The following is a 23,744-nucleotide window of genomic DNA, read 5'->3' on the forward strand; positions in this document are numbered from 1 at the left end:
GTGCGCGGGAACCGCGTCACTCGTTGCCGATCTGCTTGTCCGCGGCGTCACGGGCGCCGTCGATCTTGTCGTCGTACTTGCCGCCCGTGGCCTTCTTGACGGCGTCGGCGACACCGCCGAGCACCTTGTCGCTGATGTCCTCGGCCTTCTCGCTCTTCAGGGCGTCCTGGGACCTTGTTGTCCTGCAGGAAGTCCTGGGCCTTCTTCGTGATGTCGTCGAACCCCGCCATCGGTTGCTCCTCGTCGCCGGTTACGGAGCCCGGTGCTCCGTCGTGCGGCCGATCGTAGGCCGGTGGCCCGTCGGGTGTGCCGGTTCGTGACGAAGTGTTCACACCATCTGCGCGCTGCGTCGACGGGCGAGCACGTAGCCGACGGCGACCGACCCGGACACCGCCAGGAGCGAGGGGATGAGGATGTCGGTCCCCTGCTGGGTGAACTCGACGACGAGCACGAGGGCCGTGAAGGGCGCCCGCATCGTCGTCGCGAGGAAGGCAGCGGCGCCGATGAACGCGAACGCCGTGAGGCTCGGCCCGTCGGTCGGCCAGAGCAGCAGCCAGAGGCCACCGAGTCCACCGCCGACCGCGGAGCCGATCGCGATCGACGGGGTGAGCGTGCCGCCGACGGCCCCGGCACCGATCGTGGCCGAGGTCGTGATCGTGCGGATGACCCCGAGCGCGAGCAGGAACAGGATCGGCGAGAGCCCGGCGACGGAGCCGTCCTCGAGCGAGGCGTTCATCGCGAGGACCCCGAGCGCCCGCCCGTTGCCGAGGATCTCGGGGAAGGGCACGGCGATGAGTCCGACCATGGCGAAGACGACGGGCAGCACGACGATGAGCCGCCACCCCTTCGGCGCGAGGCCCTGCAGCCGGTTCGTGAGCTTCACGAAGCCGACGCCCGCGAACCCGAGGACCGGCCCGACGATCACCGCCCAGACGAGCAGCGACGACGAGAGGTGCATCGCCGGCACGTGGTAGAGCACCTCGTCCGGGATCACGAGGCGTGCCACGAACGCCGCGACCGCGCTCGTCGCGAAGGCCGGCAGCGCGGTCGCGAAGGTGAGCTCGCCGAGCAGCACCTCGACCGCGAACAGGGCGCCCCCGAGCGGGACGTCGTAGACCGCGGCCAGACCGGCGGCGGCACCGCACGCGACGAGGATCTTCGTCTCGCGGGCGGTCAGGCCGGCCCGTGCCGTCACGAGCTGGGACAGCCACGCCCCGATCTCGCGCGGCGCCACCTCCTTGCCGATCGAGGCGCCGAGCCCCACGGCCAGGATCTGCACGCCCGCGTTCGCCACCGTCGCGAGGGCGGGCATCCGCTTCCCGCCGACGGCTGCGGGCACGGAGACGACCGGGCGGCCCCAGCGTCGGAGCGCCCACCAGGCGACGCCGGTCAGGAGGCCGGCGGCGACGAGGGCGAGGAAGCGGTTCAGGGCACTCGGTGCGTCTGCGGCCTCGAGGTGGCCGCCGAACGGGTACCCGAACGCGACGAACTGGATGAGCTGCAGCGCGAGCCACACCGAGATGCCGGCGATGCCGCCTGCCACCCCCACCAGTCCGGTGACGACGGCGAGCTTGAGTGCCCAGACCGGGGTCGCACGTGTCGCGTGTCCAGGGTGCGGCATGACCGGAAGCCTATCGGCACACCGGCACCGCCCCCGCGACCGGGCGGACGCTGCCGGGCCGAGCCGCGCCTCCTGGGCGGTGGCCGCACCCGCTGCCGTCAGACGGCCGTGAGCCGGTACGGCACCACGCAGTCGGCCGGCACGAGCGGCGGCTGCAGGCCGACCGTCTCGAGCGCGCGCCCGCGGAACAGCCGGTCCCCCGACCACCACGGGGGCGGCACGATGCCGTGCCCGTCGCCGACCACGACCGGGTCGACCCGGTACGCGGTGTCCGGGTCGAGGTCGCGGAAGGTGACGCGGCCGGTACCCGACACCTCGGACCGGCCGGTGCTGACGAAGAAGAACAGCGCCTGCCGCTTGTCGGCGGCGACCGTGCCGGACACGAGCCGGGTCTCGTCGACCTCGTCGACGCGCACGAGGTCGCCGCCGTGCAGCAGCCCCCGCCACTCCTTGTGGAGCGCGATCCACTCGGCGAGCGCGGTCTCCTCGGCGTCCGTCGCCTGCGCGAGGTCCCACTCGATGCCGAAGTGCCCGACGATCGCGGTCCCGGCACGGAACGCCAGGTCATGCACCCGGCCGGTCGTGTGGTTCCGGCCGCTCGCGACGTGGGACCCGAGCAGTTCCGGGGGCAGGAGCTGCTGCGTCCACCGGTGCATCTGCTGGCGCTCGAGCGGGTCGATGTCGTCCGACACCCAGACGCGGTCGGTGTGGTCGATCACGCCGAGGTCCACGCGGGCGCCGCCCGACGAGCACGACTCGATCTCGAGCGCCGGGAACCGTTCCTTCAGCGTCGCCATGAGCCGGTACGCCGCCAGGGTCTGCTCGTGGACCGCTGCGCCGCCGCCGGGGCGCCCCGCCTCGACGAGGTCGCGGTTGTGGTCCCACTTGACGTAGTCGACGCCGTACTCGCCGATGACCGCGGTCATCCGCTCGAGCAGGTACGCGAACGCCTCGGGGATCGCGAGGTTCAGCACCTGCTGGTCCCGGGACCGCACCGGCAGGCGACCGTCCGCCTGCAGGATCCACTCCGGGTGGGCTCGGGCGAGGTCGCTGTCCTCGTTGACCATCTCGGGCTCGAACCACAGGCCGAACTGCATGCCGAGCGCCCGCACCCGGTCGACGATCGGACCGAGGCCGTCCGGCCAGACGTCCTCGTCCACGTACCAGTCGCCGAGGCCGGCGTGGTCGTCGCGACGGTGCCGGAACCACCCGTCGTCGAGCACGTACCGCTCGACCCCGAGCCGTGCCGCGCGCTCGGCGAGGTCGGTCAGCCGGGCGAGGTCGTGGTCGAAGTAGACCGCCTCCCAGACGTTGAGCGTCACCGGGCGGGGCGTCCTCGGGTGCTGCGGGCGGCTGCGGAGCCACCGGTGGAAGCGGCGGGCCTGGTCGTCGAGGCCGTCCCCGTACGCGGCGTACACCCACGGCCCCTCGTAGCTGTCCCCGGTGCCGAGGCGCACCTCGCCGGGGAGCAGGAGTTCGCCGCCCCCGACGACCTGGCGGCCGGTGGCGAGGCGTTCCGCGAGGTGCCGGTGGTTGCCGCTCCACGCCGTGTGCACGCCCCAGACCTCGCCGTGGGCGAACCCGAACCCGGGGACGCCGACGCTCAGGACCGTGGCGGCATCGGCGCCCGTCCGGCCCTTCCGGCCCTCGCGCTCATGGGTGCCGACGACGAGCTCGCGGCGCTGCGGGGTGCGCTCCTTGCCCCAGCGGCCGGCGAAGTCGAGGACCTCGCGGGCGTGCGACGGGACCGGGAGGGCCAGGGTGAGGTCGTCGACGGTGTAGGTGCCGGCGGCCGTGTTGGTGACGGCGGCGCGGGTGCGGACGAGGCCGGAGGGGAGCATCTCGACGGTGAGGCGCAGGGCGAGGCCGGCGGTGGCGTCCACGGCGTGGGCGGTGACGGTGCCGGGGGCGGGGGTGCCCGAGTCGGCGGCGCCGGCGGCCTCGGCGGTGTCGGTGCGGGTGCGGGCCGTGTCGGCGGCGCCGGCGGTGCCCGCGGTGCCGGCGGCGCCGGTCACCTCGAGCTCGGTGACCGTGAACGCCGGGGACCAGTCGCGCCCGTCCCGGTGCCCGGACAGCCCCGGTCGCCCGGTCCACCCCCGGTGCGGCTCGGGCAGGATCGCCAGCCGGACCGGCACGTCCGCCTCGTTCGGCGCGACCGGTGCCACGTCCGCCTCGGCCAGGACAGCGAGCTCCGCGGCGTCGAGCGGACCGAGCGCCGCGCCCCAGTGCACAACCGCGGGCAGGGCACGGTCGCGGCAGTCGAGGACGAGGGAGACGCCCCCGGCGGTCAGGTGGACGAGGTCGTGCGGCATCGGTGCTCCAGTCGGCGGGGACGTCCCGAGCCTGGCGGGTCCGGGTGTCCGTCCGCAAGCCGGGGCGCGCGGTCGAACACGTCAGAACCAGCGCTTGACCTTGAACACCACCCACAGGACCGCCGCGAACACGATCATCGCCACGATCGACAGCGGGTACCCCCACGTCCAGGAGAGCTCGGGCATGTGCGTGAAGTTCATGCCGTAGATCGCCGCGATGAGCGTCGGGGCGAAGAGGATCGCCGCCCAGCCCGAGATCTTCTTCGTGTCGTCGTTCTGCTTCTGCGCCGCGAGGGTCGAGTCGACCGTCAGCGCGTTCTGCAGCAGCTGCCGGAACGTGTCCAGTCGCTCCACCGTGCGGATCGCGTGGTCGAGCACGTCGCGGAACCGGCGCTGCATCTCCACCGGGAGGTGGTACTTCTCCGCCCCGCGGTGCAGGTTCTCGATGATGTGGATGAGCGGTCGGGCGGCGCGCTGGAAGTCCACGACCTCGCCGAACAGCTCGTAGATGCGACGGGAGACCCCGGCCTCGCCCGCGAAGAGCTGGTCCTCGATCTGGTTGATGTCCTCCTCGAGGCCGTCGATCACCGGCACGTACCCGTCGACGATCGAGTCCATCAGCGCCCAGAGCTGCGCCTGCGGGCCCACCGTCACGAGTCCCGGCTTGCCGCTCATCCGCTGGAGTGCCCGCGGGACGGTCTGCTTGCCACGGGGGTCGGCCTTCACGACCACGAGGAAGAAGTCCTCCCCGACGAAGGCGTGCACCTCGCCGAACGCGACCTCCTCCTGCTGGTCGTTGTACAGCGCGGGCTTGAGGACCACGAAGAGCGTCGAGCCGTAGCGCTCGAGCTTCGGGCGCTGGTGCCCCTCGGCGGAGTCCTCGACCGCGAGTTCGTGCAGGCCGAGGGCGACCGCGACGTCGCCGAGCTCCTCGGCGTCGGGCTGGTGGAGCACGATGCACGCGCTCGCTCCCTGGTCCTCGAGCATGCGGAAGGTGTCGTCGAGCGAGGGACTCGGGATCGGGGCGATCCGGTCGACGTAGACGGTGTTCAGTTCGACAGACACGTCACCACCGTACGCAGGGCGAGCGTGCGGGGGACGGACGCGACCGAGGTGCGGGCCAGGAGGCGCGGGTCGGGCCCGCACCGCGCCTCCAGACCGGCCCGTCCCCCGTCTGCTGGACGTACGCTGCGGGCCGGGCCCGGCCACGCGCCTACGGTGCAGGTCATCAGCATGCTGACGAAAGGGGCTGACATGAAGAGGATCTGGAAGCGGATCGCAGTCGCGGTGAGCGCGGTGGTCGCGGTGGTCGGCGCGTTCGTCGGCTCGGGAGCCGCCGGCGGGACGCCGATCCAGGATGCTGCCGGCGGAGCACTGTCGGCGTCATCGACGGCGATCGCGCCGGACGGGCCGGCGTTCTCGATCTGGAGCGTCATCTACGTCGGGCTGCTCGCCTACGCGATCCGCCAGTGCTTCCGCACCGCCGACGACGACCGGCACGCGCGGCTGACCGTGCCGGCGGTGCTCTCGCTCCTGCTCAACGCGGCGTGGATCCTGAGCGTGCAGTTCGGGTTCCTGTGGTTGAGCGAGCCGATCATCGTCGCGCTGCTCGCCGTGCTGGTGTGGACGTTCGTGCTGCTGCGGCGGTCGACGCCGTCCGGGATCGTCGAGGCGATCGTCACCGACGGCACGTTCGGGCTCTACCTGGGGTGGGTGTGCGTCGCGACGGCGGCGAACACGGCCGCGGTGCTGACGGCCGCGGGCTTCCGGGGCTTCGGGCTGTCGCTGGACGTCTGGGGCGTGGTGATCGCGCTCGTGGCCGGGCTCGTCGGGGTGCTCCTCGCGGTGTGGGACCGGGGACGCCTGGCGCCGACGGCGTCGCTCGCGTGGGGGTTGGCGTGGGTCGCGGTCGCTCGGCTCGACGGGCCGCTCGTGTCGACGCCGACCGCGGTCGCGGCGGTGGTGGCCGCGGCTGCGGCGGTCGTCGTGACGCTCGTGGTGCGGGCTCGCGCGGGGTGGCGCGGCGCGGCTGCGCCGGCGCGCGTCGCGGCCGCCTAGCGGCGCGCGGCTGCGAAGTGCGCGGGGCAGCCGAGACTCGGCTGGGCGGACACCTTCGCGGGCTGGGCGCCGCGAAACCGTCCGTCGGGCCGAGTCTCGGCGAAGCGGCGCGCCGCGCGCGGCGCGCGGCGCGGCGGCGCGCCCGCGCTCAGCGCGCCGCGGCCGCCAGGCCGTGCGCCGCCGCCACGGCGGCGTTCACGACCTGCCCCGCGTGCACGTTCACCCCGAGCGCCAGGGCCGGGTCGGCAGCGGTCGCCGCCTCCCACCCCTGGTTCGCGATCGCCACGGCGTAGGGCAGCGTCGCGTTCGTCAGCGAGATCGTCGAGGTGCGAGGCACCGCTCCCGGCATGTTCGCCACGCAGTAGAAGACGGTGTCGTGCACGGCGAACGTCGGGTCGTCGTGCGTGGTCGGGTGCGAGCCCTCGAAGCACCCGCCCTGGTCGATCGCGATGTCGACGAGCACCGACCCCGGCTGCATGTCCGCCACCATGGCGTCGGTCACGAGCTTCGGCGCCGAGGCCCCGGGGATGAGCACCGACCCGATGACGAGGTCGGCCTCGCGCAGGGCCGAGGCGATCGCGTGCGCCGAGGACCGCAGCGTCGTGATGCGTCCGTCGAACCGGGCGTCCAGCGCCCGCAGGCGCGGCAGGCTGATGTCGAACACGGTGACCTCGGCGCCGAGGCCGAGCGCCATCGTCGCCGCGTGCTCGCCCGCGACCCCGCCGCCGATCACGACGACGCGGCCCTTCGGGGTGCCGGGCACGCCGCCGAGCAGGAGCCCGCGCCCGCCGTTCGCCCGCATCAGGTGGTTCGCGCCGACCTGCGCCGACAACCGCCCGGCGATCTCGGACATCGGCGACAGCAGGGGCAGCGACCGGTCCGGCAGCTGCACGGTCTCGTACGCGATCGCCGTCGCTCCGGACTCGACGAGCGCATCGGTCAGCGGCCGGTCCGCGGCGAGGTGCAGGTAGGTGAACAGGACCTGCCCGGGTCGGATCGAGGAGTACTCGGCGGCGACCGGCTCCTTGACCTTCAGGATCATCTCGGCGCGCGCCCAGACCTCGGCGGCCGTCGGGACGATGGCGGCCCCGGCCGCGGCGTACTCGGCGTCCGGGAAGGACGACCCGTCACCGGCGCCCGACTGCACGAGCACCTCGTGTCCGTGCAGCGCCAGCTCGGCGACACCGGCGGGTGTCCCGGCGACGCGGAATTCGTTGTTCTTGACTTCGGTGGGGACGCCGATCAGCATCACTGACTCCTTCGTGGGCGGTGCGCGTTCGACACCCACGATGCGCCGAGGTTCGTTACAGGACTGTTTCGGCCGAACATCTGAGCAATGTGGCCCGGTTCCGTGTGCCGAGATTCGGCGTCAGAACACCTTGCCCGGGTTGAGGATCCCCGCGGGGTCGAACACCCGTCGGATTCCCCGCTGCAGCTCGAGCACGTCGTCACCGAGCTCGTCGCCGATCCACCGCCGCTTGAGCACCCCCACGCCGTGCTCCCCCGTCAGCGTCCCGCCGAGCTCGATCGCCGCCCGGAACATCGCGTCGGCCGCGTCCCACACGTGCTGCGGCACCTCGTCGCCCTCGAACACGAAGTTCGGGTGCAGGTTGCCGTCCCCGGCGTGCGCGACGGTGGGGATTGCGATGCCGTACTGCTGCCCGATGGCCTCGACACGCGCGAACATCTCGGCGAGCCGACTGCGCGGCACCGCGACGTCCTCGATGAGGACCCGGCCACGCGCCTCCATGGCCGGGTGGAACGATCGACGGATCGTCAGCAGGCGGTCGCGTTCCGCCGCCGACCCGGCCAGGTGCACGGTCCCGCCCTCGGCCTGGAGGCGCGGCACGGCTCCCAGCGCCGCCTCCGTCGCACCCGGCCCGTCGTACTCCACGAGGAGGAACACCCCGCCCGCCGCGGTGCTCCCCACCGTCTCCGCGATCACCTGCGGCCCGAGGTGGGCCGCGATCCCCTCGAGTGCTGCGGCGTCGAGCAGCTCGACCGTGGACGGACGCTCCGCACCGGCGACGACGGACGCCGCGGCGCGGGCGGCGGCCTCGACGGTCGGGTACACCGCGCCGAGGGTGGCCGGCTCCCCCGCCGGGATCGGCACGAGCCGGACGGTCGCGCCGACGATCACCCCGAGCGTGCCCTCCGACCCGACGAGCAGCGCCGTGAGGTCGAGGCCGGTGACGCCCTTGACGGTGCGGTGCCCGGTGGCGACGAGCCGCCCGTCCGCGAGGACGACGTCGAGGCCGAGCACTGCCTCCCTCGTGACGCCGTACTTCACGCACCGCAGGCCGCCGGCGTTGGTCGCGATGTTCCCGCCGACGCTCGCGATGGCCGCACTCGCCGGGTCGGGCGCGAACCGCAGGCCGTGTTCGGCGACGGCCGCGTTCAGGTCGCCGTTCAGCACGCCGGGTTCCACCACGGCGTACTCGTCCTCCGTCGAGACCGAGACGATGCGGTCCATGCGCGCCACGCTCAGGACGACGGTGCCCTCGGTGCCGTTCGCCCCGCCCGCGAGCCCGGTGCCGGCGCCACGCGGGACGACCGGGACGCCGAGCCCGGAACACGTCCGGAGGGTCGCCTGCACGTGCTCGACCGTCCGGGCCTCGACCACGGCGACGGGGCCGCCCGGGGCGATCCAGCCGGACTTGTCCGTCCGTGCCGCGTCGAGCACACCGCGCTCCGTCCGGACGACCACGCCGTCCGGGTCGGCGAGCGCGGAACGGAGGGCGGTGACGACGGTGTCCATCCCGCCACGCTACCGAGCGCGGAGGGACTCGCTCGGCAGTTCCCCGAACCGCGCCCGGTACGTGGCCGAGAAGCGCCCGAGGTGCCCGAAGCCCCACGCCCGGGCGATGTCGGCCACCGAGGTGTCGTCGCGATCGCCACGAAGCAGGTCGGCACGGGCACCGTCGAGCCGGACGCCGCGGAGCAGGTCGCCCGGCGTCTGGTCGAGGTGCCGGCGGAGGGACTGCTGCAGGCCGCGCGGGCTGAGCCCCGCCGCCGCGGCGATCTCCGGCGTCCCGATCGCGTCGCGCGCGTGCTCGTGGACGTACTCGAGCGCACGGCGGACCCGCTCGTGCTCGGGCCCGCTGCCGGTGACCGTCGTGCGCCAGCGGCTCCGCTCGGGGAAGGCCGCGACCGCCGCTTTCGCGAACGCCTCGGCGATGTCACGCTGCGTCACCGCGCTGAGCTCGTGCCCGACGTCCAGCCAGGTCGACGAGTGCGCCCGCACCACCGACTGCCACGCCCGCATGCCGTCGGCGGTCGGTCGGCGGAGCGCTTCGAAGGCGAAGTCGTCCTCGCCGACGATCGAGCGCACGAACGCGGCGTCGAGGTGCACCAGGTTGAGGCCGATGTCGCGGTGGTGCAGTTCGTACGTGTCGGCGAAGGGCAGCACGACCGGGACGCCCGGTTCGAGCTCGTGGGAGCTCCCGCCGTACGTGATCGTGCTCGACCCGCTGCGCATCCAGGCGACCAGGAACGCGTCGTCGACACGGCTGTCGCTCCGCAGGTCGACCAGGAAGCGCGAGGACCGGAGTGACAACAGCTCGTCGCCCACGCCGGCGAAGTCCCAGCGGGTGTCGCGGTGGGTCCGTCGGACCGCGGGCGAGCGGAAGTCGTAGTCCCCGGTGAAGAAGGCGAGCGCCTGGTCGACGTCGGTGCCGGCGATCCGCCGCGAGTACCGCGTGTCCCCGACGCTGCAGGCGTCACCGGAGTGGCGGGTGTCCATCGTGGCAACCATGGTCGAGAACCTACGGGGCACCACCGACAAACCGGACCGCGCCCCCGGGGTCAGGGCTGCAGGATCGCCTGCCCGACGCTCTCGTCGAGGATGAGGTCGGTGATCAACCCGGCGGCGAGGGCGCCCTTCAGCGACGCGGCCTTCGAGCGTCCTGCCACGACGCAGACCCGGCGCGGCGCACGCTTGATCGTGTCGAGGTCCGGAGCCCCGGCTCGGGCGTTCACCCCGATGTCCTTCCACGAGCCGTCCGCGCGGTAGAACACCGTCGAGACGTCACCGACGACCTGGGCCTTGGTCAGCTCGTCGCGGTCGGACGGGTCGAGGTACCCGCCGGAGTACACGTGCGAGGGGACCGGGGCCTGGGGCGCTCCGACACCGAACACGACGAGGTCCATGCGCTCGTGCAGGTCGAGCACCCGGCGGATCGAACGCTCCCGGAAGAGCGCCTGCTTCGTGGCCGGGTCGTCGAAGAACGCCGGGACCGGGAACTGCTGCACGAACGCGCCGTACGCCTCGCCGAACCGCCGCAGGATCTCGGACGCGTAGACGATGCCCGTCGTCCGGGTGTTCGCGGCGCCGTTGATCTGCACCACTGTGGAGCCGTGCGTGGTCTTCGGCACGAGGTAACGGCTCACCGCGCTGACGGTCGAGCCCCACGAGATCCCGATCACCATGTTCGACTCGACGTACTGCGTCAGGATGCGCGCAGCGGACAGGGCGACGCGTTCGAGTCGGTCGACGTCACTCGTGTGGTCCGGCACCGGCACGACGTGCGCGTGCACCCCGAAGCGGGATCGGATGCTCCGGCTGAGCGCCGCGGCCTGGTCGAGGGGCGAGCGGATCTGGATGTCGACGAGTCCGGTGTCCCGCGCGTACTTCAGCAGGCGGGAGACCGACGACCGCGAGGTGCCGAGTTCGTCGGCGATCGCGTCCATCGTCAGGTCCTGCAGGTAGTACAGATGCGCGGCGCGCAGCGCCTGCTGCGTGCGCATGGGCTGCGCTGCGTCACTCATGGGAACCGAGCATGCACGGACGTGCACGGCCTCTGCAACCCCTGTCGCGCCTCCCGACCCTCGATCGGCCCGGCCGGACACGTGTGCTGCACGTTCGTGCACGCGAGTTGCCCGCCTTCTCACGGAGGCGCACGATCGATGTCGAACCACCACGGAACCCACGAAGGAAGCGACGCAGCAATGTCGAAGAAGACGCAGCCCCGGAACACGGTGAACGCGCTCACGGAGCGCCCGAATGCACAGGTCCTCGTGGTCGGTGGCGGCATCAACGGCATCGCCACCTTCCGCGACCTCGCCCTGCAGGGGGTCGACGTGGCCCTCGTCGAGCGCGGCGACTACGCCTCGGGCGCGTCCGCCGCGTCGAGCCACATGATCCACGGCGGCATCCGGTACCTCGAGAACGGCGAGTTCCGCCTCGTCCGCGAGAGCGTGCAGGAGCGCAACGGCCTCATCCGCATCGCCCCGCACTACGTCAAGCCGCTGCAGACCACGATGCCGATCTTCTCGACGTTCTCGGGCATCATGAACGCCCCGCTGCGGATGCTCACGCACAAGCAGCGCTCGACGAAGGAGCGCGGTGCCGCGCTCATCAAGATCGGCATGACGATCTACGACTCCTTCTCGCGCGACGGCGGTTCGGTCCCGAAGCACCGCTTCCTCACGAAGAAGGCCGCACTCGCGGACATGCCGGCGCTCAACAAGGACCTCAAGTACACGGGCACGTACTACGACGCCTCGGTGCACGAGCCGGAGCGCCTGGCGCTCGACGTGCTCAAGGACGGCCTCGCCGCGGGGACGGGCGAGGGCGCGGCGTCGACCGCCCGTGCGGTGAACTACGTCGAGGCCGCCGGGACCCGCGACGGTGGCGTCCTGCTCCGCGACCGTGAGACCGGCGAGGAGTTCGTCTTCACGGCGGACGTCGTCGTGAACGCGTCCGGCCCCTGGACCGACCTCACGAACCAGGCGTTCGGCGGCGAGACGAAGTTCATGGGCGGCACGAAGGGCTCCCACATCGTCGTCGACAACCCCGAGCTGCTCGAGGCGACGAAGGGCCGCGAGCTGTTCTTCGAGAACAACGACGGCCGCATCGTGCTCATCTACCCGCTCAAGGGCCGGGTGCTCATCGGCACGACGGACATCGACGCCGACCCGGCGAAGCCCGTCACCACCACCGACGAGGAGATCGACTACTTCTTCGGCCTGGTGGCGCACGTCTTCCCGCAGATCGCGCTCACCCGCGACCACATCGTCTACAGCTACTCCGGTATCCGCCCGCTCCCCCGTCACGAGGACACCGCCCCCGGCTTCGTCTCGCGTGACTACCGGATCGTCGACACCCCGATCGCCGGGCTGCCGGGGACCACGGTGCTGTCGCTCGTCGGCGGCAAGTGGACCACGTTCCGCGCCCTCGCCGCGCACCTCTCCACCGACGTCACGACGAAGCTCGGCATCACCCGGACGGTCGACACGACCGGCATGGCGATCGGCGGCGGCAAGGACTTCCCGACCACCGACGCCCAGCGCGCCCTCTGGATCAAGTCGCACCGCGACGGTCTCGACGCATCCGTCGTCGAGGGGCTGCTCGAGCGCTACGGCACCCGTGCCGCCGAGGTCGTCGACGTCCTGGTCGACGGACCGGTCGAGCCCCTCGAGTCGGACCCGGCGCTGACCCGCGCCGAGGTCGCGTACTTCGCGGAGCACGAGCAGGCCGTGCACCTGGTCGACGTGGTGCTGCGCCGCACGAACCTCGCGTTCGTGGGCGGCGTCACGATCGACCTGCTCGACGAGCTGGCCGACGTGCTCGCCGGGTCGCTCGGCTGGACGCCCGAGGAGCGTGCGGACGAGGTCCAGCAGACGCTCGACGTCCTGCGCGAAGCGCACCGGGTGATCGTGCCGCTGACGTCCGCCTCGCAGCTCGCGTAGTCCACGCGACCGACCACGGACGGGAGGCGCGGTGCCAGCTGGCACCGCGCCTCCCGTCTGTCTGCTGGTCGCGTCAGAACCGCTCGCCGGTCGGGTCCTGCGCCGTCCGGTCGATGAGCTGCTCGCCGCCGACGGGCTCGCCCTCCCAGTCGACGAGGCGCCAGCCGTCGTCGAACGACCCCTCGAGCTCGACGATCCCGGTGTTCTCGAGGTGGCGCTTCGTGCCGAAGTGGTCCGGCGTGTTGTCGGCCGCGGCACTCGCCCACGTCCGGATGGCCGCTCCGTGGCTGACCGCGGCCGCCACGTCGACGCCGGTCTCGAGGATCTGCCGGACCGCGTCGTCGTAGCGCGCGAAGAACTCGGTCCCGCTCTCGGCGCCGGGCATCCGGGTGGTGCGGTCCCCGAGCGACCAGCCGTGCACGGTCGAGATGTACGTCTGCACGGACACCTGGTCGCGCTTGCCCTGGGTGTCGCCGGCCTCGATCTCGCGGAGGCCCGGCAGGACCACCGGCTCGAGGCCGAGCGACGTGGCGAGGGGCGCCGCGGTGATCTGCGTGCGGACCATCGTCGAGACGAACAGCCGCTCGATGCCCCGGTCGGCGAGTGCTGCCGGCAGGGCGTCGGCCTGCTGCTGCCCGAGTTCGGTCAGGCCCGGTCCGGGGACGACGGCGTCGAGCACGCCGTTCACGTTCGCAGGGGTCTGGCCGTGGCGGATGAGCAGCAGTCGCATGGAGCCACCCTACGGAACGCCGGTGACGTCACCCCTGCCGGGTGTTCCACCGGGGGTTCTGCTTGTTGATGACGTAGACACGGCCGCGGCGGCGGACCACCTGCGACCCCGGGATCTTCTTGAGCGCCTTGAGCGAGTTGCGGACCTTCACGAGCGACCTCCTGCGTCGGTGTCCTCATTGTTGAGAACGATGATCATGTACATTAGCTGACATGCGTCCCGCCGCCATCACCCTCGTCTCCGCCCTGCACGACGTCGACGCCGACCGCGTGGCCGTCCGGCTCGCGACCGGTCACCGGATGCACGCGCCCGCGAACGCCGTCGCCGCGGTCCGGGCCGTCGCCGACCGCGCCGAGCACCTCGACCGGGTCTGCGGGCCGGATGCCGACCACGGACTCGTCGTCACGCTCCCGCCGGGTGCCGACACCCGGGCGGTGGGGATGATGCTCGCCAACGCCGCGCGCGCGGAGACCGGCGACGACCGGGTGCTCCGCCACGTGGTGAGCGTGCTGCGCGCAGACGACGTGGCGCACCTGCTCTGGTCCGAGGTCGACGACGCGTTCGTCGCGGCCGACCGCGTGGCGTCGCTCGTCGAGTACGCCACGGTGATCGTCCTCGACCGGGTCGGCCCGGTGCCGCTGGAGCGCCGCCGCGGTCTGCTCGCGCTGCTCCACCGGTTGGCCCCGCAGGCGGTCGTCGTGGCGCTCTCGTCGATCCGGAGCGCGGCCGACCTGCCCGCGTCGAACGGCGGGGCGGCGCGGGTCCTCGCCCAGGGAGCGGGATGGATGCGCGCGCTCTCGGGCTCGGTCGGGCGGGACCCGCGGGACGGCCTGGTCGCACTGCGCTACCGGGAGCCGCTGCCCTTCCACCCCGGCCGCCTGGCGTCGGTGATCGAGCGGGACCTGGCCGCGGGGCGGAACGGCCGGGTGCTGCGGTCCCGGGGGTTCTTCCGGCTCGCCTCCCGGCCGGACCACGTCGGGTCGTGGTCGAGCCTCGGGGCGATGCTGGCGCTCGACCCGACGGCGAACCCGTCGTGGGACGCGGACGCGCCGATCGGGCAGGCGCTCTGGTTCGTCGGCGAACGGTTGGACGTGCCGGCGATCGAGCGGGCGCTGGACGGGGCGCTCCTCACGTCGGACGAGCTGCTCGCGGGGCCGGAGGTGTGGCGCACGTGGGCCGACCCGTTCCCGGTGTGGCCGGCGCTCGACCCGTCGGAGGAGCACCGGCACGAGTGACGCCGCTGCGTCCGACCCCGAACGACATCCTCGACGTCGTACGACGACCGCGATATCGTTCCCGCCTCCGTGCAACGACCGGCGCGTGCAACGAACGACGAGGTCGACGTCGTACGACATCGACCTCGTCGTTCCGCGTCGACGGACGCGGGGACGCGGATCAAGACGGACCGCGACCAGGCCGTACGATCCAGTCATGGCGATCGAACCGGAGACGAAGAACTGGACGTGGGTCATCGAGTCCGCGTGCCCCGAGTGCGGCTACGACGGCAGCACGGTCACGATCCGCGACGTCCCGGGGATCATCGACGCGAACACCTCGGCGTGGCCGGCGGTCCTCGACCGTGCGGACGTGCGCGACCGCCCCGACGACCACACCTGGTCGCCGCTCGAGTACGCCGCGCACGTGCGTGACGTCCACCGGAAGATGGCGGAGCGGTTGACCCTCATGCTCACCGAGGACGCCCCGACCTTCCCGAACTGGGACCAGGACGCCACGGCCGTCGAGGACCGCTACGGCGAGCAGGACCCCGCCACCGTCGTGCGGGAGCTCGGCGAGGCGGCGCACCGTGCTGCCCGGGCCTTCGACGACGTGCGGGAGGACCAGCTGGGACGCACCGGCCTCCGGTCGGACGGCAGCGCGTTCACCGTCGCCACGCTCGCCACCTACTACGCGCACGACCCGGTGCACCATCTGTGGGACGTGCGGCGCACGCAGTAGACGCACCACCTGTGGGCCTGGAGGCACGGTGCGGGCCGGCACCGCGCCTCCGGGCCCACAGGTGGGAACCGCTCAGGCGAGCGCGTCCAGCAGGGCGCGCGCCGTGGCCGCGTCGGTGACCAGCTCGTTGACGAGACGCCCGCGGACGGCCCCGACGATGCTCGACACCTTCGCGGCACCGACCGCGACGCCGATCGCGTGCGGGACGGCGGAGAGGACCTCGCGGGAGGTGCGCACCATCCGGTCGCTGCCCGGGAACTCGATCGCCGAGCCGTCCGCGGCGTAGAAGTTGAGGCAGACGTCACCCGCCGCCTGGTCGAAGACGGCGTCCTCGACCGGGACGCCCCGCGCGAGTGCGTCGCGGGTCGGGGTCGGCGCGCCGATGCCGAGGATGGCGCCCTTCGCCCGACCCCACAGGCCGACGACGTGCTGGAACGCGGGGTCCTCGTCGAGCGAGGACCGCATCGCCGGTGACGGCAGGGCCTGCGCGAACAGGAACGCCGGGATCGCGCCGGAGTGCTCGGCGGCGGCGCGGGTGATCTCGTTCGTCTGGAACCACGGCATCGGGTCGGCCTGCCCGCCGACCGTCGGGACGAGCTGCACGCCCGGCAGCTGCGGCATGCCGGCGTGCGCGACGTCGTACACCGTCCGACCCGACGACATGAGCACGGCGTCACCCGGCACGAGCCCCATCCCCTCGACCGCGGCGGCGAGCGGGGCGGCGAGGTCGGCGCCGAGCGTGGCGGTGTGCGTCACCGCGGCGAGGTGCACGGCACGGAGTCCCAGCACGACCTGCAGTCGTTCGGCGAGCGCGACGGTCTCGTCCTGGAACGGGTCGACGACCTCGATCCGGACCAGGCCGGCCTTCCGTGCCTCGGCGACGAGCCGGCTGACCGTCGGACGGGACACTCCGAGGCGCGAGGCGATCTCGACCTGGGTGGCGTCCTCGAGGTAGTACATCCGCGCGGCCTGGTAGACGGTGTCGAGCGGGAAGCGGGTCCGGGCACCCTCGGCGGCGGGGTTCTCGGCGGACATGGGGCGATCGTAGCCCTGGCACGCGTCAGCGGATCGTGAACCCGCCGTCCACGCGGAGGTCGGCGCCGTTCACCATGGCGCTCGACTCCCCGGCGAGGAACAGGACGGCGGCGGCGATCTCGTCGGGTGTCGCGAACCGTCCGGTGGGGATCTCGTCTTGGTGGCGCAGGCCCTTCTCGTTCGCCCACGCCCCGCGGCCGAGGTCGGTCAGCACGACCGTCGGTGACACGGTGTTGACGGTGACGCCCCGTCCGCCCCACTCGAGCGCGAGCACGCGGGTGAGCCCGATGACGCCGGCCTTCGACGCGCAGTACGCCGCGTGGCCGTCGATGCCGACGTGCGCTGCCTGCGAGGCGATGTTCACGATCCGGCCGTACCCGGCGGCGAGCATGTGCCGCCCGACGGCCTGGGCGACCCGGTGGGTGCCGGTGAGGTTGACGTCGATGGTCGTGGCCCAGGCGCCGGGGTCGAGGTCCTCGGCGGGGGCGAGCAGCGCGACGCCGGCGCAGTTCACGAGGACGTCGATCCGGCCGGCGGCACCGGTGACGGCGGCGACCGCGCGGGCCACCGACGTCTCGTCCGTGACGTCGCAGCCGAGGCCGAGGTGGGCCGGTGCGCCGGCGGTCGGCAGCGCTGCCGCGGCGGCTGCTGCGCCATCCGCCCGCACGTCGACGATGGCGACCCGGGCTCCGCGGGACGCGAGGGCCACGGCGATCGCGTTGCCGATGCCGGACGCCCCGCCGGTGACCACCGCCGTGCGGCCGCTGAAGTCGTTCGTCAGGTCGATCGTGTCCGGGCCCGGTCGGAGGGCTGCGGCGAAGTCGGTGGTCATGTTCGCTCCCTTGCGTTGCGCCGACCGTACCAGAAATTGTGTTCTGGACAAACGTTCCGTGAGGTGTACAGTCGTCGCCGAAGCACCCCGACGAAGGAGCAGCTCATGTCGACGACGACCGAGAACGCGACCACCACGGCCGCGACGCCCACCGAGATCCCGACCACGATGCGCGCCGTCGTGGTCCACGGTCCCGAGGACTACCGCCTCGAGACCCGCCCCGTGCCGGCCCCCGGACCCGGCGAACTCCTGCTCCGCACCGACGCCGTCGGCATCTGCGCGAGCGACCTGAAGTGCTACCACGGCGCCGCGAAGTTCTGGGGCGACGAGAACCGCCCGGCCTGGGCCGACACCGACCGGATCCCCGGCCACGAGTTCGTCGGCACGATCGTCGCCGGTGACGACGCCGCCCTCGCCAAGCGCGGGGTGTCCGTGGGCGACCGGATCGCCTGCGAGCAGATCGTGCCGTGCTGGGAGTGCCGCTACTGCCTCGAGGGCGCGTACTGGATGTGCAACGTGCACGACATGTTCGGCTTCAAGGGCTACGACGGCGCGATGGCCGAGTACGTCCTGGTGCCGGCGAAGGCCCTGACCCACCCGGTGTCGAGCGCCCTCCCCGGGCAGGTCGCCGCCTTCGCCGAGCCGCTCTCGTGCGCGTTCCACGCCGTCGAGCGGGGCGACATCAAGTTCGGCGACACCGTCGTCATCGCGGGCGCCGGGCCGATCGGGCTCTCCGCGATCGCCGGTGCCCGCCAGAAGAACCCGCTGCGGATCATCGCGCTCGACGTCGTCGAGGACAAGCTCGAACTCGCCCGCAAGGTCGGTGCCGACATCACCATCAACATCGCCCAGGACGACGCGGTCGCCCGGGTCAAGGAACTCACCGACGGGTACGGCGCCGACGTCTACATCGAGGCGACCGGGCACCCGTCCGCGGTCCCGCAGGGACTCAACCTGCTCCGCAAGCTCGGCACGTTCGTCGAGTACTCGGTCTTCAAGGACAACGTGTCCGTCGACTGGTCGATCATCTCGGACGACAAGGAGCTCGACGTCCGCGGTGCCCACCTCGGCCCGCACACCTGGCCGGCGGCGATCAAGCTGCTCGAGGCCGAGACCCTGCCGATGTCGGAGATCTGCACGCACCAGTTCCCGCTCGAGCGCTTCCAGGAGGCCCTCGACCTCGTCGGCGACTCCGCGGGCGCGAGCGTCAAGGTCTCGATCATCCCGTCCCTGCAGGCCTGAGCCGCAGCCACCACAGGAGTCAGCAAGCATGTCAACGACGACACAGCGCGCCACCGGTGCGCCGACGATGCCCCGCCCCGAGGGCCGGCTCGACAAGTTGGGCATCCCCCGCCCGCTCGCCCTCGGCTTCCTCGCCGTCCTGGTCTTCATGACCGGCAACGGCGTCGAGTCGAACTTCATCACGCCGCACATGGTCGCGGTCCTCGGTTCCCCCGAGGCCACGGTCGCGACGATCGTCACGTTCTACAGCCTCGCCGCCCTGGTGGGGAGCTACGTCTCCGGCGCACTCGCCGACCTGATCGGTCCGCGACGGGTGATGATCCTCGGGTTCGCCGTCTGGGTCGTGTTCGAGGTCCTGTTCCTCATCGCCCTCGGACTCGGCAGCGTGCCGTTCGCCGCCGTCGCCTACGCCATCCGGGGCTTCGGGTACCCGCTGTTCGCCTTCGCGTTCCTGGTCTGGGTGAACATCACGACGCCCGTGGAGCGCAACGGCTCGGCCGTCGGCTGGTTCTACGTCGCCTTCACCGGCGGTCTGCCCACGCTCGGCTCGCTCTTCGCGATCGGCGCCATCCCGGTGTTCGGCGGCGGCACGGTCGGTGAGACCGGCGCGATGATCGCCTCGATCGGCCTCGTCGTGATCGGGTTCCTCATCCTGCTGTTCGGGGTGCGCCTGCCGAACGGGTTCTCCCGCATCGCGCCGGAGGGCGAGAGCGCCTGGCGCGTGCTGACGAGCGGCATCCGCCTGACGGCCACGCGACCGAAGATCCTGATGGGCTTCCTCGTCCGTCTGATCAACACCGCGCCGGAGTTCGGCATGTTCGTCATCCTCCCGGCCGTGATCGCGAACGAGCGCGGCTGGGGCCAGAGCCGGTGGCTGCTCATGACGGTGTGCGTCTACGCGACGAACATCCTCGTGAACGCCCTGTTCGGCTGGGTCGGCGACAAGATCGGCTGGCAGCGCACCGTCAAGTGGTTCGGCATCGTCGGGTCCGCCCTCGGGCTCATCGCCTGGTGGTACGTCCCGCAGCTCGTCCCCGCCGGGTCCGACTGGGGCTACGTGCTCTCCGTCGTCGCCGGCTGCGTGTTCGGCTGCCTGCTCGCGGGCTTCGTCCCGATGGGCGCGATCATGCCGGCGCTCGCCCCCGAGCACAAGGGTGCCGCGATGGCGATGTACACCACGGCCGCCGGCGGAGCCGCGTTCCTCGGCACGGGCGTCGTCGCCGCGGTCCTCGCCCTGGGCGGTGGCGGCCAGGCCGTGACCTGGACGTTCGTCGGCCTGTACGCCTGCGCGTTCGTGATGATCCACTTCCTCAAGGTCCCGCAGGGAGACCGAGGACACTGAACCCCGGGCGACGGCGGCCGTCCCGCCGTCGCCCGGTGCACCACCCCCACTCGATGCGAAGGACAAGCACCATGACCACGATCCACGACGACCCGGAGGAGTTCGCCGAGGACCAGCTCGCGGGCTGGCTCGCCCTCTACGCCGACCGGGTCCGCGGCGTCCACGGCGGCGTCGTCGCCCTGCCGACGGAGGGGGCCGAGCCGCAGGTCGCGGTCGTCGTCGGCGGCGGTTCCGGCCACTACCCCGCGTTCTGCGGCGTGGTCGGGCCGGGATTCGCCACCGGGGCCGTCGTCGGCAACATCTTCACGTCGCCGTCCACGGCGCAGGTCTACTCGGTCGCCAAGGCGGCGGACCAGGGGAAGGGCGTCGTGCTGTCGTTCGGCAACTACGCCGGCGACACGATGAACTTCGGGCTCGCGGCCGAACGGCTGAACGCCGAGGGCATCGACACCCGCATCGTGGTCGTCACCGACGACATCGCCAGCGCCGACGAGGAGTCGAAGCGCCGCGGCATCGCCGGTGACTTCTCGGTCTTCAAGGCCATGGGTGCCGCGGCGGCCGCCGGAGCCGACCTCGACGAGGTCGAGCGCATCGGCACGGCGTCCAACCGGGCGACGCGCACCATCGGCGTCGCGTTCTCCGGCTGCACGATGCCCGGCGCGACCGAGCCGCTCTTCACCGTCCCCGAGGGCCACCTCGGCCTCGGGCTCGGCATCCACGGCGAGCCGGGCATCGAGGACGTCCCACTCCTCCGTGCGACCGAACTCGCGTCGCTCCTCGTCGAGCGGCTGCTCGCGGACCGCCCGGACGCCGCCGGCACCCGGGTCGCGCCGATCCTGAACGGTCTCGGCGACACCAAGTACGAGGAGCTCTTCCTGCTCTGGGGCCGTGTGCTCCCGCTCCTGCAGGACGCCGGGATCGAGGTCGTCGAGCCCGAGGTCGGCGAACTCGTCACGAGCCTCGACATGGGCGGCTGCTCGCTCACCCTGCAGTGGCTCGACGACGAGCTCGAGACGCTGTGGAGGGCCGACGCGTACACGCCCGCGTACCGCAAGGTGGCGGCGCCGGTCGCGGCGCTCGTGCCGGCCGACGCCGTGGACGCAGCCGAGGACGAGGCGACGGTCGTGCCGGACGCGAGTGGCGCCTCCAGGCAGGCCGCGCAGACGGCGCGCGCCGCGATCGAGGCGGTCGACGCGCTCCTGCGGGAGCACGAGGAGGAGCTCGGCCGCATCGACGCGGTCGCCGGGGACGGCGACCACGGACGCGGCATGGTGAAGGGGATCGGTGCGGCCCGCAAGGCGGTCGACCGGGCGGGCCAGGAGGCAGGGGTCGCCTTCGTCCTCGGACGCGCCGGTGACGCGTGGGCCGAGTTCGCGGGCGGCACCTCCGGGGTCCTGTGGGGTGCGGCGCTCGAGGCGTTCGGCCGGTCGCTCCGCGACGACCGCTCCGCGTACGAGGCGTCCGACGTCGTCGAGGCGGCGCAGGCGTTCGCGGACTCGATCGTGCACCTCGGCGGGGCGTCCCGCGGGGACAAGACCCTGCTCGACGCGCTGCTCCCGTTCGTCGACGAGCTGCGGAGCGGCGTCGAGGCTGGCACGCCGCTCACCGAGGCGTGGCAGGCTGCCGCGCAGGTCGCGGTCACGGAAGCCGCTGCGACCGCAGACCTCAAGCCGAAGGTCGGGCGTGCCCGACCGCTGGCGGAGAAGAGCCTGGGGACACCCGACGCGGGTGCCACCTCGATGGGGATGATCCTCACGCGGGTCGGCGAGGTCCTCGCCACCCGTGCAGCAGACAAGGAAGGGACACACGCATGACGTACCGTCTCGTGGTCGGTTCGGACGACGCAGGGTTCGACTACAAGGAGATCATCAAGGCAGACCTGCTCGCCGATCCGCGGGTGGAGTCCGTGGTCGACGTGGGGGTCGACGCGGACGGGCACACCGCCTACCCGCACGTCGCCGTCGACGCCGCACGGCTCGTCGCGAACGGTGACGCTGACCGGGCGATCCTGATCTGCGGCACCGGACTCGGCGTCGCGATCAGCGCGAACAAGGTCCCGGGCATCCGGGCCGTCACCGCGCACGACTCGTTCAGCGTCGAGCGCTCGATCCTGTCGAACGACGCCCAGGTCCTCTGCATGGGCCAGCGCGTCGTCGGCGTCGAGGTCGCCCGGCGCATGGCGAAGGAGTGGCTCGGCTACGAGTTCGACCGCTCGTCCGCGAGCGCGTCGAAGGTCGCGGCGATCTGCGAGTACGACGGCAGCGCGCCGGCGGGCGTGGACGCGTCCGCTTCCGCTTCCGCGTAGGGCGCTCCGAACCACGAATCCGACATCGAACCGGCCGCCGAGCCTGGTTCGATGTCGGATTCGTGGTTCGTCAGTGCGAGCGACTGCGCGCGGCCAACCGGTGCACGACGGCCTTCGTCGCCTCGTACAGCTCGCGGTAGTCGCGGTAGCCCGGCTCGTACGCCGCCGTCGCCGCGGGATCGGGCTCGATGCGCGCGGCCGGCGGGTTCCACGCGGTGACGTCCACGTCCTCGACGAGCCCGGCCGCGAGGAGCGCCGACCCGTAGCACGCACCGATCGTCACGCTCGGGACCGTCTGCGGCAGCCCGGTGACGTCCGAGACGATCGTCGGCCAGAGCCGTCCGAGCAGTCCGCCGCCGGCGCCGACGAGCTCGTGGACCTCGACCCCGGCCTCGCGCAGCACCTCGACGTTGTGCCGCACCGCGTAGGCCGTCGCCTCGAGCGTCGCCCGGTACAGGTCACCGCGGGTGTGCCGCACCGTGAGGCCCGCGATCACCCCGCGTGCGTCCGGGTCCGCGATCGGGGTCCGCTCCCCCGCGAAGTACGGCAGCATCAGCAGGCCGTGCGCACCGATGCCGGCGCAGCGGGCCTCCTCGAGCATCGTCGACCACTCGCCGTCGACGAGCCGCCGCAGCCAGTCGGTGATCGCTCCCGAGGTCGCCATCCCGCCGGCGACGCTCGGCTGCCCCGGACGGGTCCCGACGGTGGTCCACATCCCCGGCACCGAGACCGGCTCGTCGGTCGGCGCGATCATGAACATCGTCGTCCCGTACTGCAGGAACATCCGACCGGGCACGGCGGCTCCGACGCTCACGCCCTCGGCCCAGGCGTCGATGGTCCCGGCCGTCACGGGGATGCCCGCCGGGAGGCCCGTGGCCGCGGCCGCCGCAGCCGTCACGGTCCCCGCCCGGTCACCCGACCAGACCAGACGCGGCATCGCCAGCCCCGGAGCGAGCTGCTCGCACCACGCGTCGATCCACGTCTCCTCGTGCACGTCGTAGAGCGGCGTGCACTGGCTCGCCGAGTGGTGGTCGAGCACGTACTCCCCCGTCAGCAGCTCCACCACGCGTGACGACGGCATCGTGAACCGCGCCGCACGCGCCCACACGTCGGGTTCGTGCCGGGCGACCCAGGCGAGCTTCACCCCAGCCGCCTGCGTGCTGAGGGCGGAGCCGCACCGGGAACGGATCGCCTCCTCGCCGCCGAGCTCGGCCGTCACGGCGGGGAGCATCTCGGCCGTCCGGGTGTCGACGCCGTACAGGATCGCGGGCCGCAACGGTTCCCCGTCGTCGTCGGTGAGGAGCACGCACGGGCCGATGCCGCTCACGCCGACGGCCTCGACCTCGGCGTCCGGCACCCGCTCGAGCAGCTCACGGGTCAGGGCGGTGAACTCGTCCCACCACACCGCGGCGTCCATCTCGACGAGCCCCTGCTCCGGCCGGTCGACCTCGTGCCGTCGTCCGACCTCGGCGATCACCGTGCCGTCGAACCGCGCGAGCAGCGCCTTCGTGCTCGACGTCCCGATGTCCAGACCGAGCACCGCCCGCATGCCGCCTCCTTCGCCGCCGCCGACCCGCGTCGGTCGCCCCCGAGTCTACGAACGCCCAGCCCACTGTCGGCG

Annotated in this window: 21 protein-coding genes; 8 read left to right on the forward strand and 13 right to left on the reverse strand. The window is 72.5% G+C overall.

Annotation, left to right across the window (positions count from 1 at the left end):
* Positions 1-16 precede the first annotated feature (16 nt).
* From QE359_RS17570 to QE359_RS17585, 4 genes are all read right to left on the reverse strand, one after another.
* On the reverse strand, positions 17-124 hold the full coding sequence (locus QE359_RS17570) for an Rv0909 family putative TA system antitoxin (protein WP_309780123.1): 108 nt from the start codon (positions 122-124) through the stop codon (positions 17-19).
* 204 nt (positions 125-328) lie between these two features.
* Positions 329-1,621, reverse strand: coding sequence for a chloride channel protein (locus QE359_RS17575; RefSeq protein WP_309780124.1), 1,293 nt, complete (start codon positions 1,619-1,621; stop codon positions 329-331).
* Positions 1,622-1,719: 98 nt separating this feature from the next.
* Entirely contained in the window at positions 1,720-3,933 is a 2,214-nt protein-coding gene (locus QE359_RS17580) for an alpha-galactosidase (protein ID WP_309780125.1), read from the reverse strand.
* Between the two features lie 81 nt (positions 3,934-4,014).
* Positions 4,015-4,998, reverse strand: coding sequence for a magnesium and cobalt transport protein CorA (locus tag QE359_RS17585; RefSeq protein WP_309780126.1), 984 nt, complete (start codon positions 4,996-4,998; stop codon positions 4,015-4,017).
* A 189-nt stretch (positions 4,999-5,187) separates the two neighbouring features.
* On the opposite strand from QE359_RS17585, the gene QE359_RS17590 reads away from it, so the two are divergent.
* Positions 5,188-5,991 carry a tryptophan-rich sensory protein gene (locus QE359_RS17590; RefSeq protein WP_309780127.1) on the forward strand — a complete coding sequence of 268 codons (804 nt, stop codon included), beginning with the start codon at positions 5,188-5,190 and terminating at the stop codon, positions 5,989-5,991.
* 148 nt (positions 5,992-6,139) lie between these two features.
* On the opposite strand, the gene ald is transcribed toward QE359_RS17590, so the two are convergent.
* The 4 genes from ald to QE359_RS17610 all read right to left on the reverse strand — a co-directional run bounded on the left by ald (position 6,140) and on the right by QE359_RS17610 (position 10,758).
* A complete protein-coding gene (ald, locus tag QE359_RS17595; protein WP_309780128.1) occupies positions 6,140-7,240 on the reverse strand; it encodes an alanine dehydrogenase in 1,101 nt (366 codons plus the stop codon).
* Positions 7,241-7,360: 120 nt separating this feature from the next.
* Positions 7,361-8,749 carry an FAD-linked oxidase C-terminal domain-containing protein gene (locus tag QE359_RS17600; protein ID WP_309780129.1) on the reverse strand — a complete coding sequence of 463 codons (1,389 nt, stop codon included), beginning with the start codon at positions 8,747-8,749 and terminating at the stop codon, positions 7,361-7,363.
* A gap of 9 nt (positions 8,750-8,758) precedes the next feature.
* The gene (locus QE359_RS17605; protein WP_309780130.1) at positions 8,759-9,745 is read right to left on the reverse strand and encodes a helix-turn-helix domain-containing protein; all 987 of its coding nucleotides are present in this window, start codon (positions 9,743-9,745) and stop codon (positions 8,759-8,761) included.
* A 50-nt stretch (positions 9,746-9,795) separates the two neighbouring features.
* On the reverse strand, positions 9,796-10,758 hold the full coding sequence (locus tag QE359_RS17610; RefSeq protein ID WP_022905765.1) for a sugar-binding transcriptional regulator: 963 nt from the start codon (positions 10,756-10,758) through the stop codon (positions 9,796-9,798).
* 180 nt (positions 10,759-10,938) lie between these two features.
* Between QE359_RS17610 and QE359_RS17615 the strand changes: the two genes are divergently transcribed.
* Positions 10,939-12,681 (forward strand): glycerol-3-phosphate dehydrogenase/oxidase, encoded by a 1,743-nt coding sequence (locus QE359_RS17615; protein WP_309780131.1) that lies wholly within the window; start codon positions 10,939-10,941, stop codon positions 12,679-12,681.
* Positions 12,682-12,754: 73 nt separating this feature from the next.
* On the opposite strand, the gene QE359_RS17620 is transcribed toward QE359_RS17615, so the two are convergent.
* Together QE359_RS17620 and ykgO are read right to left on the reverse strand one after the other, a co-directional pair.
* Complete coding sequence (locus QE359_RS17620) at positions 12,755-13,411, reverse strand: histidine phosphatase family protein (RefSeq protein WP_070418258.1); 657 nt, start codon at positions 13,409-13,411, stop codon at positions 12,755-12,757.
* 28 nt (positions 13,412-13,439) lie between these two features.
* The gene (ykgO, locus tag QE359_RS17625) at positions 13,440-13,562 is read right to left on the reverse strand and encodes a type B 50S ribosomal protein L36 (protein WP_022905672.1); all 123 of its coding nucleotides are present in this window, start codon (positions 13,560-13,562) and stop codon (positions 13,440-13,442) included.
* Between the two features lie 61 nt (positions 13,563-13,623).
* Between ykgO and QE359_RS17630 the strand changes: the two genes are divergently transcribed.
* The gene (locus QE359_RS17630) at positions 13,624-14,646 is read left to right on the forward strand and encodes a GTP-binding protein (RefSeq protein ID WP_309780132.1); all 1,023 of its coding nucleotides are present in this window, start codon (positions 13,624-13,626) and stop codon (positions 14,644-14,646) included.
* A gap of 196 nt (positions 14,647-14,842) precedes the next feature.
* Entirely contained in the window at positions 14,843-15,367 is a 525-nt protein-coding gene (locus tag QE359_RS17635; protein WP_309780133.1) for a DinB family protein, read from the forward strand.
* A 72-nt stretch (positions 15,368-15,439) separates the two neighbouring features.
* Here the strand turns inward: QE359_RS17635 and QE359_RS17640 are convergent, their stop codons facing one another.
* Both QE359_RS17640 and QE359_RS17645 read right to left on the reverse strand, forming a co-directional pair.
* Entirely contained in the window at positions 15,440-16,402 is a 963-nt protein-coding gene (locus QE359_RS17640; protein ID WP_070418254.1) for a sugar-binding transcriptional regulator, read from the reverse strand.
* Positions 16,403-16,427: 25 nt separating this feature from the next.
* Entirely contained in the window at positions 16,428-17,234 is an 807-nt protein-coding gene (locus tag QE359_RS17645; protein WP_309780134.1) for a GolD/DthD family dehydrogenase, read from the reverse strand.
* Between the two features lie 105 nt (positions 17,235-17,339).
* On the opposite strand from QE359_RS17645, the gene QE359_RS17650 reads away from it, so the two are divergent.
* From QE359_RS17650 to QE359_RS17665, 4 genes are all read left to right on the forward strand, one after another.
* Positions 17,340-18,476 (forward strand): zinc-binding dehydrogenase, encoded by a 1,137-nt coding sequence (locus QE359_RS17650; protein ID WP_309780136.1) that lies wholly within the window; start codon positions 17,340-17,342, stop codon positions 18,474-18,476.
* 28 nt (positions 18,477-18,504) lie between these two features.
* Positions 18,505-19,818: an MFS transporter gene (locus QE359_RS17655; RefSeq protein ID WP_309780138.1), complete on the forward strand. Its 1,314-nt coding sequence runs from the start codon at positions 18,505-18,507 to the stop codon at positions 19,816-19,818.
* A 71-nt stretch (positions 19,819-19,889) separates the two neighbouring features.
* Positions 19,890-21,632, forward strand: coding sequence for a dihydroxyacetone kinase family protein (locus tag QE359_RS17660; protein ID WP_309780139.1), 1,743 nt, complete (start codon positions 19,890-19,892; stop codon positions 21,630-21,632).
* Positions 21,629-22,123, forward strand: coding sequence for a ribose-5-phosphate isomerase (locus tag QE359_RS17665; RefSeq protein ID WP_309780140.1), 495 nt, complete (start codon positions 21,629-21,631; stop codon positions 22,121-22,123). Before QE359_RS17660 ends, QE359_RS17665 begins: the two co-directional genes overlap by 4 nt.
* A 70-nt stretch (positions 22,124-22,193) precedes the next feature.
* On the opposite strand, the gene QE359_RS17670 is transcribed toward QE359_RS17665, so the two are convergent.
* A complete protein-coding gene (locus QE359_RS17670) occupies positions 22,194-23,672 on the reverse strand; it encodes an FGGY family carbohydrate kinase (RefSeq protein WP_309780141.1) in 1,479 nt (492 codons plus the stop codon).
* Positions 23,673-23,744 lie beyond the last annotated feature (72 nt).

This window comes from Curtobacterium sp. SORGH_AS_0776, from assembly GCF_031453355.1.
Lineage (GTDB): Bacteria > Actinomycetota > Actinomycetes > Actinomycetales > Microbacteriaceae > Curtobacterium.

Excerpts from the sequence above, each read along its gene's own strand:
- QE359_RS17575 (WP_309780124.1), bottom strand. The coding sequence starts at position 1,621 with ATGCCGCACCCTGGACACGCGACACGTGCGACCCCGGTCTGGGCACTC.
- QE359_RS17580 (WP_309780125.1), bottom strand. The coding sequence starts at position 3,933 with ATGCCGCACGACCTCGTCCACCTGACCGCCGGGGGCGTCTCCCTCGTC.
- QE359_RS17590 (WP_309780127.1), top strand. The coding sequence starts at position 5,188 with ATGAAGAGGATCTGGAAGCGGATCGCAGTCGCGGTGAGCGCGGTGGTC.
- ald (WP_309780128.1), bottom strand. The coding sequence starts at position 7,240 with ATGCTGATCGGCGTCCCCACCGAAGTCAAGAACAACGAATTCCGCGTC.
- QE359_RS17600 (WP_309780129.1), bottom strand. The coding sequence starts at position 8,749 with ATGGACACCGTCGTCACCGCCCTCCGTTCCGCGCTCGCCGACCCGGAC.
- QE359_RS17605 (WP_309780130.1), bottom strand. The coding sequence starts at position 9,745 with ATGGTTGCCACGATGGACACCCGCCACTCCGGTGACGCCTGCAGCGTC.
- QE359_RS17610 (WP_022905765.1), bottom strand. The coding sequence starts at position 10,758 with ATGAGTGACGCAGCGCAGCCCATGCGCACGCAGCAGGCGCTGCGCGCC.
- QE359_RS17615 (WP_309780131.1), top strand. The coding sequence starts at position 10,939 with ATGTCGAAGAAGACGCAGCCCCGGAACACGGTGAACGCGCTCACGGAG.
- QE359_RS17620 (WP_070418258.1), bottom strand. The coding sequence starts at position 13,411 with ATGCGACTGCTGCTCATCCGCCACGGCCAGACCCCTGCGAACGTGAAC.
- QE359_RS17630 (WP_309780132.1), top strand. The coding sequence starts at position 13,624 with ATGCGTCCCGCCGCCATCACCCTCGTCTCCGCCCTGCACGACGTCGAC.
- QE359_RS17635 (WP_309780133.1), top strand. The coding sequence starts at position 14,843 with ATGGCGATCGAACCGGAGACGAAGAACTGGACGTGGGTCATCGAGTCC.
- QE359_RS17640 (WP_070418254.1), bottom strand. The coding sequence starts at position 16,402 with ATGTCCGCCGAGAACCCCGCCGCCGAGGGTGCCCGGACCCGCTTCCCG.
- QE359_RS17645 (WP_309780134.1), bottom strand. The coding sequence starts at position 17,234 with ATGACCACCGACTTCGCCGCAGCCCTCCGACCGGGCCCGGACACGATC.
- QE359_RS17650 (WP_309780136.1), top strand. The coding sequence starts at position 17,340 with ATGTCGACGACGACCGAGAACGCGACCACCACGGCCGCGACGCCCACC.
- QE359_RS17655 (WP_309780138.1), top strand. The coding sequence starts at position 18,505 with ATGTCAACGACGACACAGCGCGCCACCGGTGCGCCGACGATGCCCCGC.
- QE359_RS17660 (WP_309780139.1), top strand. The coding sequence starts at position 19,890 with ATGACCACGATCCACGACGACCCGGAGGAGTTCGCCGAGGACCAGCTC.
- QE359_RS17665 (WP_309780140.1), top strand. The coding sequence starts at position 21,629 with ATGACGTACCGTCTCGTGGTCGGTTCGGACGACGCAGGGTTCGACTAC.
- QE359_RS17670 (WP_309780141.1), bottom strand. The coding sequence starts at position 23,672 with ATGCGGGCGGTGCTCGGTCTGGACATCGGGACGTCGAGCACGAAGGCG.